General features: G+C 70.3%; 15 protein-coding genes. 2 read left to right on the forward strand and 13 right to left on the reverse strand.

The features are described from left to right. Nucleotides 1–22: 22 nt before the first annotated feature. Nucleotides 23–535, reverse strand: coding sequence for a hypothetical protein (locus tag AC3A57_RS09605; protein ID WP_487578704.1), 513 nt, complete (start codon nucleotides 533–535; stop codon nucleotides 23–25). A 265-nt stretch (nucleotides 536–800) separates the two neighbouring features. Between AC3A57_RS09605 and AC3A57_RS09610 the strand changes: the two genes are divergently transcribed. Continuing rightward, nucleotides 801–1,403 (forward strand): NAD(P)H-dependent oxidoreductase, encoded by a 603-nt coding sequence (locus AC3A57_RS09610; protein ID WP_487578705.1) that lies wholly within the window; start codon nucleotides 801–803, stop codon nucleotides 1,401–1,403. A 135-nt stretch (nucleotides 1,404–1,538) separates the two neighbouring features. On the opposite strand, the gene AC3A57_RS09615 is transcribed toward AC3A57_RS09610, so the two are convergent. Together AC3A57_RS09615 and AC3A57_RS09620 are read right to left on the reverse strand one after the other, a co-directional pair. Next, the gene (locus AC3A57_RS09615; RefSeq protein WP_487578843.1) at nucleotides 1,539–2,090 is read right to left on the reverse strand and encodes a ferritin-like domain-containing protein; all 552 of its coding nucleotides are present in this window, start codon (nucleotides 2,088–2,090) and stop codon (nucleotides 1,539–1,541) included. A gap of 118 nt (nucleotides 2,091–2,208) precedes the next feature. Further along, complete coding sequence (locus AC3A57_RS09620) at nucleotides 2,209–2,685, reverse strand: redoxin family protein (RefSeq protein ID WP_487578706.1); 477 nt, start codon at nucleotides 2,683–2,685, stop codon at nucleotides 2,209–2,211. A gap of 163 nt (nucleotides 2,686–2,848) precedes the next feature. On the opposite strand from AC3A57_RS09620, the gene AC3A57_RS09625 reads away from it, so the two are divergent. Next, nucleotides 2,849–3,754 carry a DnaJ C-terminal domain-containing protein gene (locus AC3A57_RS09625; RefSeq protein WP_487578707.1) on the forward strand — a complete coding sequence of 302 codons (906 nt, stop codon included), beginning with the start codon at nucleotides 2,849–2,851 and terminating at the stop codon, nucleotides 3,752–3,754. A 95-nt stretch (nucleotides 3,755–3,849) separates the two neighbouring features. Here AC3A57_RS09625 and AC3A57_RS09630 read toward each other — a convergent pair whose 3' ends face one another. From AC3A57_RS09630 to AC3A57_RS09675, 10 genes are all read right to left on the reverse strand, one after another. After that, the gene (locus tag AC3A57_RS09630; RefSeq protein ID WP_064747881.1) at nucleotides 3,850–4,221 is read right to left on the reverse strand and encodes a response regulator; all 372 of its coding nucleotides are present in this window, start codon (nucleotides 4,219–4,221) and stop codon (nucleotides 3,850–3,852) included. Between the two features lie 60 nt (nucleotides 4,222–4,281). Then, nucleotides 4,282–5,274 (reverse strand): YhdH/YhfP family quinone oxidoreductase, encoded by a 993-nt coding sequence (locus tag AC3A57_RS09635; protein WP_487578708.1) that lies wholly within the window; start codon nucleotides 5,272–5,274, stop codon nucleotides 4,282–4,284. 220 nt (nucleotides 5,275–5,494) lie between these two features. After that, entirely contained in the window at nucleotides 5,495–6,142 is a 648-nt protein-coding gene (locus tag AC3A57_RS09640) for a DUF6438 domain-containing protein (protein ID WP_487578709.1), read from the reverse strand. An 84-nt stretch (nucleotides 6,143–6,226) separates the two neighbouring features. Continuing rightward, nucleotides 6,227–6,820 (reverse strand): LOG family protein, encoded by a 594-nt coding sequence (locus tag AC3A57_RS09645; RefSeq protein WP_487578710.1) that lies wholly within the window; start codon nucleotides 6,818–6,820, stop codon nucleotides 6,227–6,229. A gap of 241 nt (nucleotides 6,821–7,061) precedes the next feature. Continuing rightward, the gene (lpdA, locus tag AC3A57_RS09650; RefSeq protein ID WP_487578711.1) at nucleotides 7,062–8,486 is read right to left on the reverse strand and encodes a dihydrolipoyl dehydrogenase; all 1,425 of its coding nucleotides are present in this window, start codon (nucleotides 8,484–8,486) and stop codon (nucleotides 7,062–7,064) included. Between the two features lie 129 nt (nucleotides 8,487–8,615). Beyond that, complete coding sequence (sucB, locus tag AC3A57_RS09655; protein WP_487578712.1) at nucleotides 8,616–9,812, reverse strand: dihydrolipoyllysine-residue succinyltransferase; 1,197 nt, start codon at nucleotides 9,810–9,812, stop codon at nucleotides 8,616–8,618. Between the two features lie 67 nt (nucleotides 9,813–9,879). Further along, nucleotides 9,880–12,708 (reverse strand): 2-oxoglutarate dehydrogenase E1 component, encoded by a 2,829-nt coding sequence (locus tag AC3A57_RS09660; protein ID WP_487578713.1) that lies wholly within the window; start codon nucleotides 12,706–12,708, stop codon nucleotides 9,880–9,882. 295 nt (nucleotides 12,709–13,003) lie between these two features. Continuing rightward, nucleotides 13,004–13,909: a GNAT family N-acetyltransferase gene (locus tag AC3A57_RS09665; RefSeq protein ID WP_487578714.1), complete on the reverse strand. Its 906-nt coding sequence runs from the start codon at nucleotides 13,907–13,909 to the stop codon at nucleotides 13,004–13,006. Next, nucleotides 13,906–15,108: a JmjC domain-containing protein gene (locus tag AC3A57_RS09670; RefSeq protein WP_487578715.1), complete on the reverse strand. Its 1,203-nt coding sequence runs from the start codon at nucleotides 15,106–15,108 to the stop codon at nucleotides 13,906–13,908. Before AC3A57_RS09670 ends, AC3A57_RS09665 begins: the two co-directional genes overlap by 4 nt. Before the next feature lie 105 nt (nucleotides 15,109–15,213). Continuing rightward, nucleotides 15,214–16,026: an ankyrin repeat domain-containing protein gene (locus AC3A57_RS09675; RefSeq protein WP_487578716.1), complete on the reverse strand. Its 813-nt coding sequence runs from the start codon at nucleotides 16,024–16,026 to the stop codon at nucleotides 15,214–15,216. Nucleotides 16,027–16,155: the final 129 nt, after the last annotated feature.

The raw sequence follows: 16,155 nt of genomic DNA on the forward strand, positions 1-16,155 counted from the left end.
CGAGGGCGCGCGTTGGGGGCGCTCAACCCGCGCCGTGCCAGGCCGCCAGCACATCGCCGAAGGTCTGCGCGCCCGGCGCATAGGCGGCGCCCGCCGCGCCGGCGCCGGCGGCGATCGCGGCGATGATCAGGAACGGCAGGGCGGTGCGGCGCAGCGCCGTGCTCAGCCAATGCGAGGTTTCGATCCGGCGCAGGCGACGGTACAGGCCGCCGGCCAGGGCGACGTCGAGGATCAGCTCGGCCATCAGGGCCGGCGCGATCCAGATCACCCACAGCGCGGCGAGCACGGCGCACAGCGCCACGGCCAGCGCCGCCAAGACCCAGGCCGCTTCGTCGCCGGCGTCGGCCGCTGACAGATCCCAGTCGCCGGCGTCAGCGGTTTGCGTTGCCGGCCGCCCGTTGCCCGCGTCGAAACCGATCTCGGTCGGGTCGGCTTCGCTCCAGGCATCGTGGTCGCGGGTCCGCGCCCAGGTCCACAGCAGGGCGAGGAAGGCCAGGTAGGCCCCGGCGGCGGCGAGCGGATAGCGCAGCGCCATGGCGTCGACCCCGGCGGCGAGCAGGGCGTAGGAGGCCAGGAAGCCGACCGCGCCAGCACGATCAGGCTCATCTGCAGGCGCGGCCAGTGGTCGCGTTCCAGGCGTCGGCGCAGGCGGGCGATTTCGCTTTGACGGTCCATGCCGCGCAGTCTAGGCGGCCAGGGGGCCGACGCAATCGGTCGGCATCCGAGCTTGACAGGGAAATGTACCAATCGTAGCTTACTTAAGGTAAGTTACTTTTGGTAATTTCAACTCAGGGCCTGCCATGCAAGCTCTCATCGTCGTCGCCCACCCCGACCCGCAATCGCTGACCCACGCCGTCGCCGCCCGCCTCGCCGCCGGCCTGGCCGAATCGGGCCACCGCGCCGAAACCGCCGATCTGGCCGCCGAAGGCTTCGACCCGCGCTTCAACGCCGGCGACATCGAGGGCTTCTATCGGCGCGCCGACGCGCCGGCCGACGTGCGCGCCGAACAGGCGCGGATCGACCGCGCCGACGCCCTGGCGCTGGTGTTTCCGGTGTACTGGTGGTCGATGCCGGCCCTGCTCAAGGGCTGGATCGACCGCGTGTTCGCCAACGGCTGGGCCTACGACGAGACCGACGGCCGGGTAGTGAAGAAACTGCAGCGGCTGAAGGTGCACCTGATCGGCGTCGGCGGCGCCGGCCGGGGCACCTACGCCAAGCACGGCTACGAGGCGGCGATGAAGACCCAGATCGACCACGGCATCTTCGACTACTGCGGCGCGCAGGTGCGGACCTCGGAGTTGCTGCTGCACACCCGTCCGGAAGAGGCCGCCGCGCAGTTGCGGACCGCGTTCGAACTCGGTCGCGGCCTGTTCGCCGAGCAGGCTCTCGCAGGAGCGGCGTGAGCCGCGACCCGCCGTAGCGGTGTTCGACAGCGTGTCATCCGAAGCCCGGCAGCGGCAGAACTCGCCAATCGTCCGAGCTGCGGAAAGAGTGTTTGCGTACGCCGCCTCGGCAGCTCACGCCGTTCCTACAGGCGCCTACTTGCCGGTCCAGCCGTCGAGCAGGTCGGCCAGTTCGTCGGCGTGCTCCTCTTCCTGGGCCAGGATGTCTTCCATCAGCCGCTTGGTGGTGGTGTCGCGGTCGCCGACGAAGCGGATGATCTCGCGATAGCTGTCGATGGCGATGCGTTCGGCGACCAGGTCCTCCTTGACCATGTCGCGCAGGTCGCTGCCTTCGACGTACTCGGCATGGGCGTGCCTGGACAGCACGTCGGGGTTGAGGTCGGGCTCGCCGCCCAGTTGCACGATCCGCTCGGCGATGCGGTCGGCGTGGGCCTGTTCTTCGTTGGCGTGCTCGAGGAATTCGGCCTTGACCGCGTCGGCCATCAGGCCGCTGGCCATGAAGTAGTGGCGCTTGTAGCGCAGCACGCAGACGATCTCGGTCGCCAGGGCTTCGTTGAGCAGCTTGATCACCGCGGCGCGGTCGGCGGTGTAGCTGGCGGTGATCGCGCCGTCCTCGATGTGCTGGCGGGCGCGGGCGCGGATGGTCGCAAGGTCGGTGACGAACGCGGACGCATCGTTCTTGCGCATGGGCTTGGCAGGCATGGCGGCCTCCTGGCGGTGGGGAAACTGGGGCGGTGGACCTCGGCGCGCTAGGGGGAAGGAAGTACGGCGGCCGCGCGAACCGGTCGCGCGGCCGCGGACCGGGTCAGATCGATGCGAGCAGGTGCTCGGCCGAAGACACCTTGTATTCGCCGGGCGCCTCGACGTGGAGTTGCTTGACCACGCCGTCTTCGGCGTACAGGGCGAAGCGCTTGGCGCGGACGCCCATGCCGTAGGCGCTGGCGTCCAGTTCCAGGCCGAGCGCGCGGGTGAAGTCGCCGTTGCCGTCGGACAGCATCATCAGCCCGTCGGGCACGTGCTGGCTCTGGGCCCAGGCCTGCATGACGAAGGGGTCGTTGACGGCCATGCAGGCCACTTCGATGCCCTTGTCGCGGAACTGCTGGAAGTGCTCGACGAAGCCGGGCAGGTGCTTTTCCGAGCAGGTCGGGGTGAAAGCGCCGGGCACGGCGAACAGCACGGCCTTGCGGCCGTCGAACAGGGCGCGGGTATCCACGCTCTCGACGCCGTCGTTGATGCGCTTGAGTACGACTTCGGGCAGGCGTTCGCCGACCTGGATGCTCATGGGTTTCTCCTGTGATGGGGTCGAGTCTAGGCAGGCGGCGCTAATGCCGCGTCAAGGCGACTTGAAATCGCGCCCGGCGCCGCCATGCTGTCCGCTTAATGATGCGTCAACGCGGCGTGAGTTCAGTACGCCGGCGCTGGCGGTTGCGAGTCGGGAGCGAGCGATGCAGTTCAAGGATTATTACGAAACCCTCGGCCTGGAGCCGAGCGCGGGCGAGGCCGAGATCAAGACGGCCTATCGGCGCCTGGCGCGCAAGTATCACCCCGACGTCAGCAAGGAGGCCGGGGCGGAAGACAAGTTCAAGGCCGTCAACGAGGCCTACGAGGCGCTGCGCGACCCGGCCAAGCGCGCCGCCTACGATCAGTTGCGCGCGCGCGGCTACCGGCCCGGCGACGAGGTGCAGCCGCCCCCGGGCGGGTTCGGCGGCGGCTACGGCGGCGGTGGGGTCGATTTCGAGGAGATCTTCGCCGGCGGCGGCGCGGGCGGCGGTTTCAGCGACTTCTTCGAGAACCTGTTCGGCCGCGGCCGCTCGGCCGGCGGCGGTTTCGCCGGCCAGGCCGGTCGCAGCGCGCCGCCGCGCGGCGACACCCGGGCCAAGCTGGCGGTGTCGCTGGAAACCGTCTACGACGGCGGCAGCGTGCGCATTTCGATCAACAACAAGACCTTGGACGTGCGCGTGCCCAAGGGCATCCGCCCGGGCCAGCTGATCCGTCTGGCCGGGCAGGGCGCGCACGGCGACCTGCTGCTGGAAATCGAGTACGCCGCTCATCCGCAGTTCGAAGTCGACGGCCGCAACGTGATCCACGTGCTGCCGCTGGCGCCCTGGGAGGCCGCGCTCGGCGCCACGGTCAGCGTGCCGACCCTGGGCGGCGCGGTCGAGTTGAAGATTCCCGCCGCCTCCGAGGCCGGACGCAAGCTGCGCCTGCGCGGCCGCGGCCTGCCGGGCAGCCCGTCCGGCGACCAGATCGTCGAGCTGGAGGTGCTGGCGCCCAAGCCGGAAACCCAGGCCCAGCGCGAAGCCTACGAAGGCCTGGGTGCGGCGTTCGGCGAGGACTGGCGGCGCGAGTGACGACGCCGCCGCGGCCGCAGCGGCAGGCGCAGAAACGAAAATCCCGGCCTGAGCCGGGATTTTTCGTTTGCGGTCGCGCGCGGCGCGACGCCCGTTCAGGCCGCCGAGGGCAGCAACTGGCCGATGATCTCGGACAGGTCGGTCTCGCTGAACGGCTTGGTGATATAGGCCTTGGCGCCCTGGCGCATGCCCCAGACGCGGTCGGTGTCCTGGTCCTTGGTGGTGACCAGCACGATCGGGATGTGCTTGGTGGTCGGCTCGCGGCAGATCGAACGCGTGGCCTGGAACCCGTTGAGGTTGGGCATCACCACGTCCATCAGTATCAGGTCGGGCAGCTCGCGCTTGGCCGCTTCGACGCCGGCGGCGCCGTCTTCCGCGGTCAAGGCCTCGTGCCCCAGTTTTTCGACGATGCGACGGATGCCCATCAACTGGGACGGCGAGTCGTCGACGATCAGAATGCGCGCCATGTGATTCCCCCAAATATCTGCGGCCGATTGTAGCGACGCGCCGCGCCGCTGCAATGCCAACTAGATCACGACGAGGGTCCGGCCCAGCGAACCGCCCGAAAGCATGCCGGAGAAGACCTCCGCCAGCCCGCTCAAGGGCACTTCGCGGGTGCGGATCCGTTCCAGGTGGCGCGGCTTCCAGTCGCTGCCCAGGCGCTGCCAGATCTCGTCGCGGATCTCGCGCGCGGTGCCGGCCGAGGCCACCCCGAGCAGGGACACGCCGCGGATGATGAAGGGCATCACCGTGGTCGCCAACTCGTGGCTGGCGGCCAGCCCGGCGGTGGCGACGTTGCCGTAGGGCGCGGTCTGCGCCAGCAGGCTGGCCAGCATCGGCCCGCCGACGTTGTCCAGGCCGCCGCCGAAGCGCGCCGATTCCATCGGCCGCGCGGTCTGCAGGGCGTCGCGGCCGAGCACCTGGCTGGCGCCGATGCTCTTGAGGTAGTCGGCTTGATCGGCCTTGCCGCTGATCGCATGCACCTCGAAGCCGGCGCGGCTGAAGATGTCCAGCGCCAGCGAACCGACCCCGCCGCTGGCGCCGGTCACCGCCAGCGGGCCCAGTTCCGGGGTCTGGCGGTTGTCGAGCATGCGGTGCAGGGCCAGCGCGGCGGTGAAGCCGGCGGTGCCGAGGATCATGCTCTCGCGCAGGCTCAACCCGGGCGGCAGCGCGATCGTCCACTGCGCTTCCAGCCGCGCGTACTCGCTGTAGCCGCCGTCGCGGGTCTCGCTGAGGCCGCAGCCGGTGGTCAGCACCGCATCGCCTTCCTTGAAGCGCGGATCGGTCGAGGCGACCACGTGGCCGGCGACGTCGATTCCGCCGACCAGCGGAAAGCGGCGCAGGATCTTGCCTTCGCCGGTGCCGGCCAGGGCGTCCTTGTAGTTGATCGAGGAATAGGCGGCCTTGATCACCACCTCGCCGGGCGCGAGGTCGTCGATGCCGACCGCTTCGATGCCGCCGCGATAGCCGGCGGCGTCGTTATGGATGCGGAAGGCGTTGAACGAGGCGGGCAGGGGCATGGCGTCGGTCCGTCCGATGGCGCGCGGCGCGGCGGCCGCGGGCGAGAGAGAAGCGCGATGATAGCCGACCGCGCCGGCGCGATCGGGGCGGGCGTCGAGGAGCGCGCGCACCCGTTCGGTCCCGCCCGGGCCGGCAAAGCCTCGCCGTCGTGCGCGAGGGCCGGCGCAGCGGCGCAACGGCAGGCCGGCCCGGCGCTATGCGGATCGAACAGCCTGCGGATCAGAGAATCGGCGCCGCGCCGGTGCCGCGCTGGGCCGGCAGGCGGCAGCGTTGCGGCGGCGACAGGCGCGGATCGTCGCGATCGGCGGGCGGCCGGGTCTGCGCCGACCAGTAGCCGGCGCAACTGGCGTTCTCGATCAGGTCGACGGCCTCGCAGAACACGTCCGGCACGAAGCGCGAGCCGGCATGGACGGTCGTGGCGGGCAAGGCATGCGGTTCGCGGCTGTCGCGCAGGCAGGCGACGGCGTAGCGGGTCACGCGGCGCACGCCGGCGGGCGTGGACACCGCGATCGTGGTCCTGGGCCCGTCGGAGACGGCGGCCTCGTAGCGGGGCGCCAAGGCGGCGTAGGCCTGCGAGTGCAGCAGCCCGACCAGGGCGGCATGCTGGGCCTCGTCGAGTTGGTGCACGGCCGCGACTTCGCCGGTCGACTGGCGCAGCCGATGGCGACCGGTGAAATCGCGCGCGCCGAACAGGGCGATGCCGTTGCCGTCGATGCGCAGTCGATAGACCGGACTGCCGTCGCCGCCACCGTTGCGTTCGACCTCGACGACGGTGTCCTCCACCGCGCTGGCGCCGCCGCGCGATGCCGGTTGGCAGGCGCACAGCAGGGACAGGGTCAAGGCGAGCGGCGCTGCGATCGCGCGCATGGTCGGGCACTCCTGTATCCGAATGGGCCCGGGCCGGTTCGCGCGGCGGGTCCGCGCGGTTCCGGCCGGGGCGGACGCTGCAGCTTAGCGCAGCGCGTTGCGGCGCTTCTCGTCCATCCACTTGCTCGAGGACGCCGGCTGGTAGCCGCGCATCCAGTCCAGCATGGCCTCGATGTCGTCGCCGTGCCACAGGTCCTGGCGCTGTTCCGGATGCAGGAAGCGCTCGGCGACCATGCGGTCGAGCATGCCCATCAGCGGCGTATAGAAGCCGTCGATGTCGAGGAAGGCGCAGGGCTTGTTGCCGATGCCGAGCTGGCGCCAGGTCAGCATCTCGAACATCTCGTCGAGGGTGCCGAAGCCGCCGGGCAGGGCGACGAAGCCGTCGGCGAGGTCGAACATGCGCTGCTTGCGCTCGTGCATCGAGCCGACGATCTCCAACTGGCTCAGGCCGCGATGGGCCACTTCCCAGTTGACCAGTTGCTGCGGGATCACCCCGATCACCTGGCCGCCGCCTTCGAGCACGGCATCGGCGACCACGCCCATCAGGCCGACGTTGCCGCCGCCGTAGGCCAGGGCGATGCCGTCCTGGGCCAGGCGGTGGCCCAGCGCCATCGCCCGTTCGGTGTAGATCGGCTTGGAGCCGGAGTTGGAGCCGCAGTAGACGCAGATCGTTTTCATGTTCTGACTCTTGAGTTCGGTGAGGCGGGGGGCGGACTCGGGGTTCGGGGTTGGGGACTCGGGACTCGGGACTCGGGACTCGAAAAGCGGGAAGCGGGAAGCGGAAGATCTTGGGCGTAAAAAACAAAACGCCAGGCGAGCCTGGCGTCTTGCGTTCTAGGCTGGGGAGCAAATACTGCTTACCCGAGTCCCGAGTCCCGAGTCCCGAGTCCCGAGTCCCGAGTCCCGAGTCCCGCAGCCCTCAATTCGCCTTGTGGATCGCGCGCTTGTCTACCGCCATCGCCGCGTCGTGGATCGCTTCCGACAGGGTCGGGTGGGCGTGGCAGATGCGGGCGAGGTCGTCGGCGGAGCCCTTGAACTCCATGGTCAGCACGCCTTCGTGGACCAGTTCGGAGACGCCGACGCCGACCAGGTGCAGGCCGAGCACGCGGTCGGTTTCGGCATGGGCGATGACCTTGACGAAGCCGGCCGGCTCGCCCATGGCCACCGCGCGGCCGATCGCCGCGAACGGGAAGCTGCCGGTCTTGTACGGCACGCCGTCGGCCTTGAGCTGCTGCTCGGTGCGGCCGACCCAGGCGATTTCCGGCTCGGTGTAGATCACCCACGGAATGGTGTCGAAGTTGACGTGGCCCGGCAGGCCGGCGATCAGCTCGGCCACCGCGATGCCTTCCTCGAAGCCCTTGTGCGCCAGCATCGGGCCGCGCACGCAGTCGCCGATCGCCCAGACGCCGTCGACGCCGGTGTGGCAGTGCTCGTCGACTTCGATCTGGCCGCGCTCGTTGAGCTTCACGCCGGTGCCGTCGGCGAGCAGGCCCTTGGACGCGGCGCGGCGGCCGACGGCCACCAGCAGCTTGTCCACGACCAGTTGCTGGTCGGCCTTGCCGTCGTTGTAGGTCAGGTGGACTTCATCGCCCTTGACCTCGGCCTTGGAAACCTTGGCGCCGAGCTTGATCTCCAGGCCCTGCTTCTTGAATTCCTTGGCCGCGGTCTTGGCGACCTCGGCGTCGGCGACGGCGAGGAAGTCGGGCAGGGCTTCCAGGATGGTGACTTCGGCGCCCAGGCGCTTCCACACGCTGCCCAGTTCCAGGCCGATCACGCCGGCGCCGATCACGCCCAGGCGCTTGGGCACCGCGGTGAAGTCCAGCGCGCCGACGTTGTCGACGATCTTGTCGCCGTCGAACTTGGCGAACGGCAACTCGATCGAGTCCGAGCCCGCGGCGAGGATGACGTTGGCGCCCTTGAGCTCGACCTCGGAACCGTCGTGCTGCTTGACCTTGACCACGTTGCCCGGATGCAGGGTGCCGAAGCCGTAGTACGGGGTGACCTTGTTCGCCTTGAACAGCATCGCGATGCCGCCGGTGAACTGCTTCACGATCTTGTCCTTGCGACCGACCATGGTGCCGACGTCGATCTTGGCGTTGTCGGCGCTGATGCCGTGCTCGCCGAACAGGTGCTGCAGGTTCCAGAACTGGCGCGAGCTGTCGAGCAGCGCCTTGGACGGAATGCAGCCCACGCGCAGGCAGGTGCCGCCCAGGGCCGGCTTGCCGTCCTTGCCCAGCGCGGCGTCGATGCAGGCGGTCTTCAGACCGAGCTGGGCGGCGCGGATGGCGGCGTGGTAGCCGGCCGGACCGGCGCCGATGACGACTACGTCGAATTGTTCAGACATTGCGGAGTCCTTGGGAAAACGGGACTCGGGACTCGGGACTCGGGACTCGCACGGCGGAGCGTGCGAGTCCAGGTCCGATAGGGTGTTTCGCCGAGGCCCGAGTCCCGAGTCCCGAGTCCCGGCGAGGCATTACATGCCGAGCAGCATGCGATGCGGGTTTTCCAGCTGGTTCTTGATGTCGACCAGGAACAGCACCGCGTCCTTGCCGTCGATGATGCGGTGGTCGTAGGACAGCGCGATGTACATCATCGGCGCGGCGACGACCTGGCCGTTCTCGACGATGGCGCGCTCCTTGATCGCGTGCATGCCGAGGATGGCCGACTGCGGCGGGTTGACGATCGGGGTCGACATCAGCGAGCCGAAGGTGCCGCCGTTGGTGATGGTGAAGGTGCCGCCCTGCAGGTCTTCCAGCGCCAGCTTGCCGTCGCGGGCCTTCTTGGCGTAGTCGCCGATGGCCTTCTCGATGTCGGCGAAGCCCATCCGCTCGACGTTGCGCAGGACCGGGGTCACCAGGCCCTTGTCGGTCGACACGGCGATCGAGATGTCGGAGTAGCCGTGGTAGATGACGTCGTTGCCGTCGACCGAGGCGTTGACGATCGGGTGCCGCTGCAGCGCGTTCGCCGCGGCCTTGGCGAAGAAGCTCATGAAGCCCAGCTTGACGCCGTTGGCCTTCTCGAAGGTCTCGCCCAGCTCCTTGCGCATGGCCATGACCTTGCCCAGGTTGACTTCGTTGAACGAGGTCAGCATGGCGATCGAGTTCTTCGACTGCATCAGGCGCTCGGCGATGCGGGCGCGCATGCGGGTCATCGGCACGCGCTCTTCCGGACGCAGGCCGGCGGCCGCGCCGACGCCGCCGGACTTGGCATAGTTGACGATGTCTTCCTTGGTCACCGCGCCCTTGCGGCCGGTACCTTCGACCTGGGCGGCGTCGACGCCCTGGACGTTGGCGGCGAAGCGCGCGCCCGGCGGCAGCTGGTCGTTGGCCGAGGCGGCGGCCGGAGCGGCCGGCTTGGCGGCTTCGGTCTTGGCCGGGGCCGGGGCCGGGGCGGCTTCGGCCTGGGCCGGCGCGGCCGGCGCAGCGGCGGCGGCGCCGGCTTCGACGATCGCGATCAACTGCTGGCTGGTCACGGTCGCGCCTTCGGCGAACTTGATTTCCTTGAGCACGCCGTCGACCGGCGAGGGCACTTCGAGCACGACCTTGTCGGTTTCCAGATCGACCAGGTTCTCGTCGCGCTTGACCGCGTCGCCCGGCTTCTTGTGCCACGTCGCGATCGTGGCGTCGGAGACCGACTCGGGAAGGACGGGGACTTTGATCTCGGTGCTCATGGGGCAGGCATCCTGGATTGCTTGTATGTGGGTATGCGTAAGGGGTACGACTCGAAGAACCAGCGCCTTATTCGGCGCTGGACTCTCCTTGCAGCGAATTGACCAGCGCGTCGGCGACCAGCTTGGCCTGCTCGGCGACGTGGTCGGCCAGATGGCCGGCCGCCGGCGACGGCGAGCGGGCGCGGCCGGCGTAGTGCAGGGCCTGCTTCGGCGCCAGGCAGGCGCTGAGGTGGTGGCGGATCTGGTACCACGCGCCTTGGTTCTGCGGCTCTTCCTGGCACCACACCACGTCCTTGGCGGCGCTGAAGCGCTTGAGCTCGGCGGCGAGGGCTTCGCGCGGGAACGGGTAGAGCTGCTCGACGCGGACCAAGGCGACGTCGTCCAGGCCGTCCTTCTGCGCCTGTTCGAACAGGTCGTAGTAGACCTTGCCCGAGCACAGCACCACGCGCTTGACCTTCTTGGCGTTGGCCGCGTTGTCCGGGATCAGGTGCTGGAACTCGCCGTTGGCCAACTCGTCCAGGCTCGACACCGCCAGCTTGTGGCGCAGCAGCGACTTGGGCGTCATCACCACCAGCGGCTTGCGCGTGCTCATGCGCATCTGCCGGCGGATCATGTGGTAGGCCTGGGCCGGGGTGGTCGGCGCGCAGACCAGCATGTTCTCCAGCGCGCACAGCTGCAGGAAGCGCTCCAGGCGCGCCGAGCTGTGCTCGGGGCCCTGGCCTTCGTAGCCGTGCGGCAGGAACAGGGCCAGACCGCACAGGCGGCCCCACTTAGCCTCGCCCGAGGACAGGAACTGGTCGATCACCACCTGGGCGCCGTTGGCGAAGTCGCCGAACTGCGCTTCCCAGATGTCCAGGGTCATGGGATCGGCGGTCGAGTAGCCGTACTCGAACGCCATCACCGCTTCCTCGGACAGCAGCGAGTCGATGATGGTCACGTCGGTCGGGTTCTTGACCAGGCGGCGCAGCGGCATGACGTATTCGTCGGTGCTCTGCTCGTGCAGGATCGCATGGCGGTGGAAGAAGGTGCCGCGGCCGCTGTCCTGGCCGACCAGGCGCAGCTTGTAGCCTTCGCTGAGCAGGGTGGCGTAGGCCAGGTTCTCGGCGAAGCCCCAGTCGCCGGCCTGTTCGCCGGCGGCCATCTTGCGCCGGTCTTCGTAGATCTTGGCCACGCGCGGGTGCAGCTTGACGCTGTCCGGGATGGCGTTGATCTCGACCGCCAGGGCGTCGAGCTTGCTGCGCTCGAACTTGGTGTCGACCGGGTCGCTGAGCTTGCCCGACAGGTACTTGGACCAGTCGATGGTGAACTCGTCGGGCTTGACCTCGACCAGCTCGGTGGTGACCGCGCCGGCGTCGAGCTTGTCGCGGTACTGGTCGACCAGGGCCTGAGCCTCCTCGGCCTTGAGCGTGCCTTCGGCGACCAGCTGCTCGGCGTAGAGCTCGCGCGGGGTCTTGTGCTTGCGGATCACCTGGTACATCAGCGGCTGGGTCGCCGCCGGTTCGTCGGCCTCGTTGTGGCCGTGGCGGCGGTAGCAGACCAGGTCGATGACGACGTCCTTGCCGAAGCGCTGGCGGAAGTCCAGCGCCAGCTCGGCGCAGAACACCACCGCTTCGGGGTGGTCGGAGTTCACGTGCAGGATCGGCGCGCCGACCATCTTGGCCACGTCGGTGCAGTACAGGGTCGAGCGGGCGTCCTGGCGTTCGCTGGTGGTGAAGCCGACCTGGTTGTTGATCACCACGTGGACCGTGCCGCCGACCGCGAAGCCGCGCGCCTGCGACATCTGGAACAGTTCCATGCCCACGCCCTGGCCGGCGAACGCGGCGTCGCCGTGGAGCAGGATCGGCAGGACCTGGGCGCGGCCCTTGTCGCCGCGGCGGGTCTGGCGCGAACGCACGCTGCCGGCGACCACCGGGTTGACGATTTCCAGGTGCGAGGGGTTGAACGCCAGGGCCAGGTGGACCGGGCCGCCCGGGGTGGCGACGTCGGCGCTGAAGCCCATGTGGTACTTCACGTCGCCGGTATGGGCGTGCTCGTCGTGGTCGAACTTGCCTTCGAACTCGTCGAACAGCTTGCGCGGCGGCTTGCCGAGGGTGTTGACCAGGACGTTGAGGCGGCCGCGGTGGGCCATGCCGATGACCACGTCCTGCACGCCCTGTTCGCCGGCGCGGCGGATGGTCACGTCCATCAGCGGGATCAGCGCGTCGCCGCCTTCCAGCGAGAAGCGCTTCTGGCCGACGTACTTGGTGCCCAGGTAGCGCTCCAGGCCGTCGGCCGCGGTCAGCCGCTCCAGGATGCGCTTCTTGTCCTCGGCGTTGCGGCCGAACTTGCCGCCGGCGCCTTCCAGGCGCTCGTACATCCAGCGGCGCTGCTCGGCGTCGGCGATGTGCATGAACTCGGCGCCGATCGGGCCGGTGTAGGTCGCCTTGAGCAGGGCGAGCAGGTCGCCGAGCTTCATCCGTTCCTTGCCGGCGACGCCGCCGGTGGAGAACTCGCTGCCGGTGTCGCTTTCGGACAGGCGGTGGAAGCCCAGCGCCAGGTCCGGCGCGTCGGGCTTCTGCAGCAGGCCCAGCGGGTCGATGTTGGCCGCCAGGTGGCCGCGCGAGCGGTAGGCGGTGATGACCTTGCCGACCGCGCGCTCGCGCTCGTCGCTGCCGCCGCCGGCCGCGGCGGTGACCACGCCGCGCGAGGCGGCGCGGCCGGCCGCGGCGATGCTCTCGATCGCCGCCGAATGGGGGACGTCGCCGGCTTCTCGGCCCTTGAAGCCGTCGAAATAGGCTTTCCATTTGGGCCCGACGCTGTCGGGATCGACCAGGTACTGCTCGTACAGGTCTTCGATGAAGGCGGCGTTGGCGCCGAGTTGCGAGGACTGCGAAAACTGCTTCAGGAGACTGTCCACGATGGCATCGGGAAACTCAGGGGGAGGTTCGGAAGCGCCGTCGCGCGCGCGCGGGCGGCAGTCGGCGCTCATAAGAATCGGAAGTATAACGGTAGTGTTAAGGCCAGCGGCATAACTACTTACGTCTAGGCGGCCGTTTCGGGCCGATATCGGGCCCTGCGCGGGATACGGCCCGTTCCGGCAATGCGCTGGAGTTTGGGGGCCGGCGCCGGCTTTCAAGCCGGGGCGGCGCGGCGGCGCGGGCCGCTGGCCCGGTTTAGCCGGGCCTCAGATTCGCGACCGAGGCCCAGCGCGGTCAAATTCCCAGGGCGCGGAACTCGCTGCACGGGCGGGCACGCTCCCAGACCGGCAGGAAGTGCGCGCGCAGCTGGCGGGCGCGGGCGCCGCCGTCGATCCGGGCTTCGCCGTCGTAGCGGTGGCCGAGCGGGCGGAAATACCAGCCGTCGCGATCGTTGACCAGGTAGGCCGAGGCGTAGTCCAGGTCGACCGGCTCCTCGATCGCGCGGAATTCGAAGCCGCTGGGCAGGCGCTGGGCCAAGCCCAGCAACGGCGCCAGGGCGCGCTGCGGCGCCTGCGGGTCCTGCAGCAGGATCCGGCTGCGGCCGCCGGCGGTGGCCAGCCGGCGCAGCGCGGCCAGGGCTTCGGGGCGGTCGAGCAGGCCGGGGTCGAGCTCGCGGCTGTAGATCCACAGCTCGCGGCGGGCGCCGGCGGCGGCGCCGAGCAGCGCCGCCAGGGCGGACTCGGCGTCCTCGACCGGGTTGGGGCCGTCGAGCTGGCGCTGCATGTCCTGGTGTTCGATCCCGGCTTCGAAGAAGCGCGGGCCGTGCGGCAGGAAGCCCTGGCGGGCGTAGAAGCCGATCGTCGGCGCCTGCGCGTGCAGGTTCAGCCGGCGCCAGCCCAGCGCCGCGGCCTGGGCGACCAGGGCCTGCAGCAGGGCCTCGCCGACGCCGCGGCCGCGCCAGGCGGCCAGCACCGCGAGCCGGCCGATGCGCCCGTCCGGGGTCAGCCGGCCGGTGCCGATCGGGCGGTCCTGCGCGTCCAGGGCCAGCACGTGCCGGCATTGCGGGTCGCCGGCGAGGTCGTGTTCCAGTTCGGCCGGGACCTGCTGCTCCTGCACGAACACCGTCTCGCGCACCGCGCGCAGGGCCGGCAGGGCGGCGGCGTAGTCCTCGACCTCGACCACCCGGAACCCGGCGCTCATCGCTCTTCTCCGTCCCCGTCCGGGCCGGCGTCGGCCCGGTCTCGATCTTCGTCTTGGTCTTCGTCCGCGCCGAGCCGGTAATGGCCGCCGGCGATCAGCGCCAGCACGCACTCGCGCCCGGCCTCGGACAAGGCCGAGTAGGCCGCGGCGTCGAGTTCGGCCGCGCCGGCCAGGGCCTGGGCGTCGCGCGCGGGCAGGGCGAATTCCTGGCCGCTGACGTACAGCCGCGCGGCGGCGCCGCGGCGGTGAGCGCGGCGCCAGGCCATCCGCGACCAGGGGTGGCGCCATAGGCCGGCGCCGCGCTCCAGGTCCCATTCGATCTCGATCCGCGAGCGCACCGGCGCGCCGCCCGCGGAGACCTCGCCGGCGGCGCGGTAGACAGTGATGAAGCGGCCGAACCAGTCGCCGAGGCGGTCGGGATCGTTCATCCGCAGCACGTTCAACGCTTCCACCACCCGGCCCATCGCGGTGGCGTCGATCTCGTTGGGGTCGCGCGGCGGCGCCAGGTCCGGATCGGCGTAGCGCAGGCTTTCGTCGGCCTCGGCGGCGAGGGTGTCGATGTAGTCGCCCATCAGCTCGGCCGCGGACGGCGCGCGCATGCCGACCGAGAAGGTCAGGCAGGCGTCTTCGGCGACGCCGTGGTGGGGCACGCCGGGCGGCAAGTAGAGCATGTCGCCGGGACCGAGCACCCAGTCGTGGCTGGGCTCGAATTCGCGCAGCAGCTTGAGTTCGGCGTCGGGACGGAAATCCTGAGGCGCGCCGGGGCGGGCGTCGATCTGCCAGCGCCGGTGGCCCTGGGCCTGGAGCAGGAACACGTCGTACTGGTCGGTGTGGGCGCCGACCGAGCCGCCCGGCGCGGCGAAGGAGACCATGATGTCGTCGATCCGCCAGCGCGGCAGGAAATCGAACGCCGGCAACAGCGCGGCGACGTCGGCGTCCCATTTGTCGACGTCCTGCACCAGCAAGGTCCAGTCCTGGGTCGGCAGGCCGGGAAACTCGGCTTCGTCGAACGGGCCGTGGCGCAGCGAGTAGCGATCGCTGGCGCGATCGTGCTGGATCAGCCGCGCCAGCACGCCGTCTTCGCAGGCCAGGCCGGCCAGGTCTTCGGGCTGGATCGGCGAGCGGTAGCCGGGGAAGGCGTTGCGGATCAGCAGCGGGCGTTTTTGCCAGTAATCGCGCAGGAAAACCGCGGCGGACATGCCCAGCGGCGGGCGTCGCGCGGCGTCTATTTCGAGGGGGAGCGGTCGCATGGGCGCGAAGTCTACGCCAATGCCGCCGTCGCGACCGTTACCCGGGTCGGGGCCTCAGCGTTGCGGCAGGGCGTGGCCCAGCTCGCGTTCGCGGCGCTCGATCTCCTCGCCGAGGTCGCGCGCGGGCGCGGCGCCGGCGCCGCCCTGGGCGGCGCGCAGCCGGGCAAGATGCGCCGGCTCGCGCGGCAGGTGCAGCCCGCGCGCGGCGAGCAGGGCCTGGCAGCGCTGCTGCCACTGCGCCAGTTGCGGGAACTTGCCGGCGTCGACCGGCCACCAGTAGACGTTCTCGACCACCGGCTGGGCGCCGATGCGCTCCGGGTCGGCGGCCGCGTCGAGGCGGTGGCCCGGATCGGCGCCGCGTTCCAGCAGCCAGTGCGCCTTGTCGAACTGGCCGCGCGAGTAGTAGGCCAGCACGGTGTCGCCGGGGCGGCCGTGGGCGGGCGCGTCGATGTCGGCGCCGCGCTCGATCAACAGGCGCACGTTGTCCCAGCGTCCGGCCAGGGCGGCGACCCGGATCAGCGGCTGCCGGTCCAGGTCCTGCGCGTCGGCGTCGCCGCCGTGGTCGAGCAGGGCGCGCAGCAACTCGGGGCGTTCGGCCTTGGCCGCCCAGACCATGACCGTGCCGAGCGCGGGCACGGCGCGGTTGGGGTCGGCGCCGGCGTCGAGCAGGGCGGCGGCACCCTCGGCGTTGCCGTGCAGGATCGGCCAGGCCAGCAAGGGCAGGCCGCCGGGCGAGACCGCATTGGGGTCGGCGCGCTCCTCGCTCACCAGGCGCCGCACCTCGTCGCCGCGCCCGGCCGCGGCGGCCTCGGCCAGGGCCAGTTCGGGACCGCTGAAATGCTGCTCCAGGTGCGGGGTTGCGATCATCGCGGTGGGCTCGGCGGCGGAATGAGGGAGGGCGGCGGGGACCCGCTCGGCGCAGGCGCTCAGGCCCAGCCATAGCGCCGGCCATAGCCAGCGGATGCGCGCAGCGGACGAAGCGGGACGGACGGCGTG

The organism is Lysobacter sp. Soil_C_15 (genome assembly GCF_057657315.1).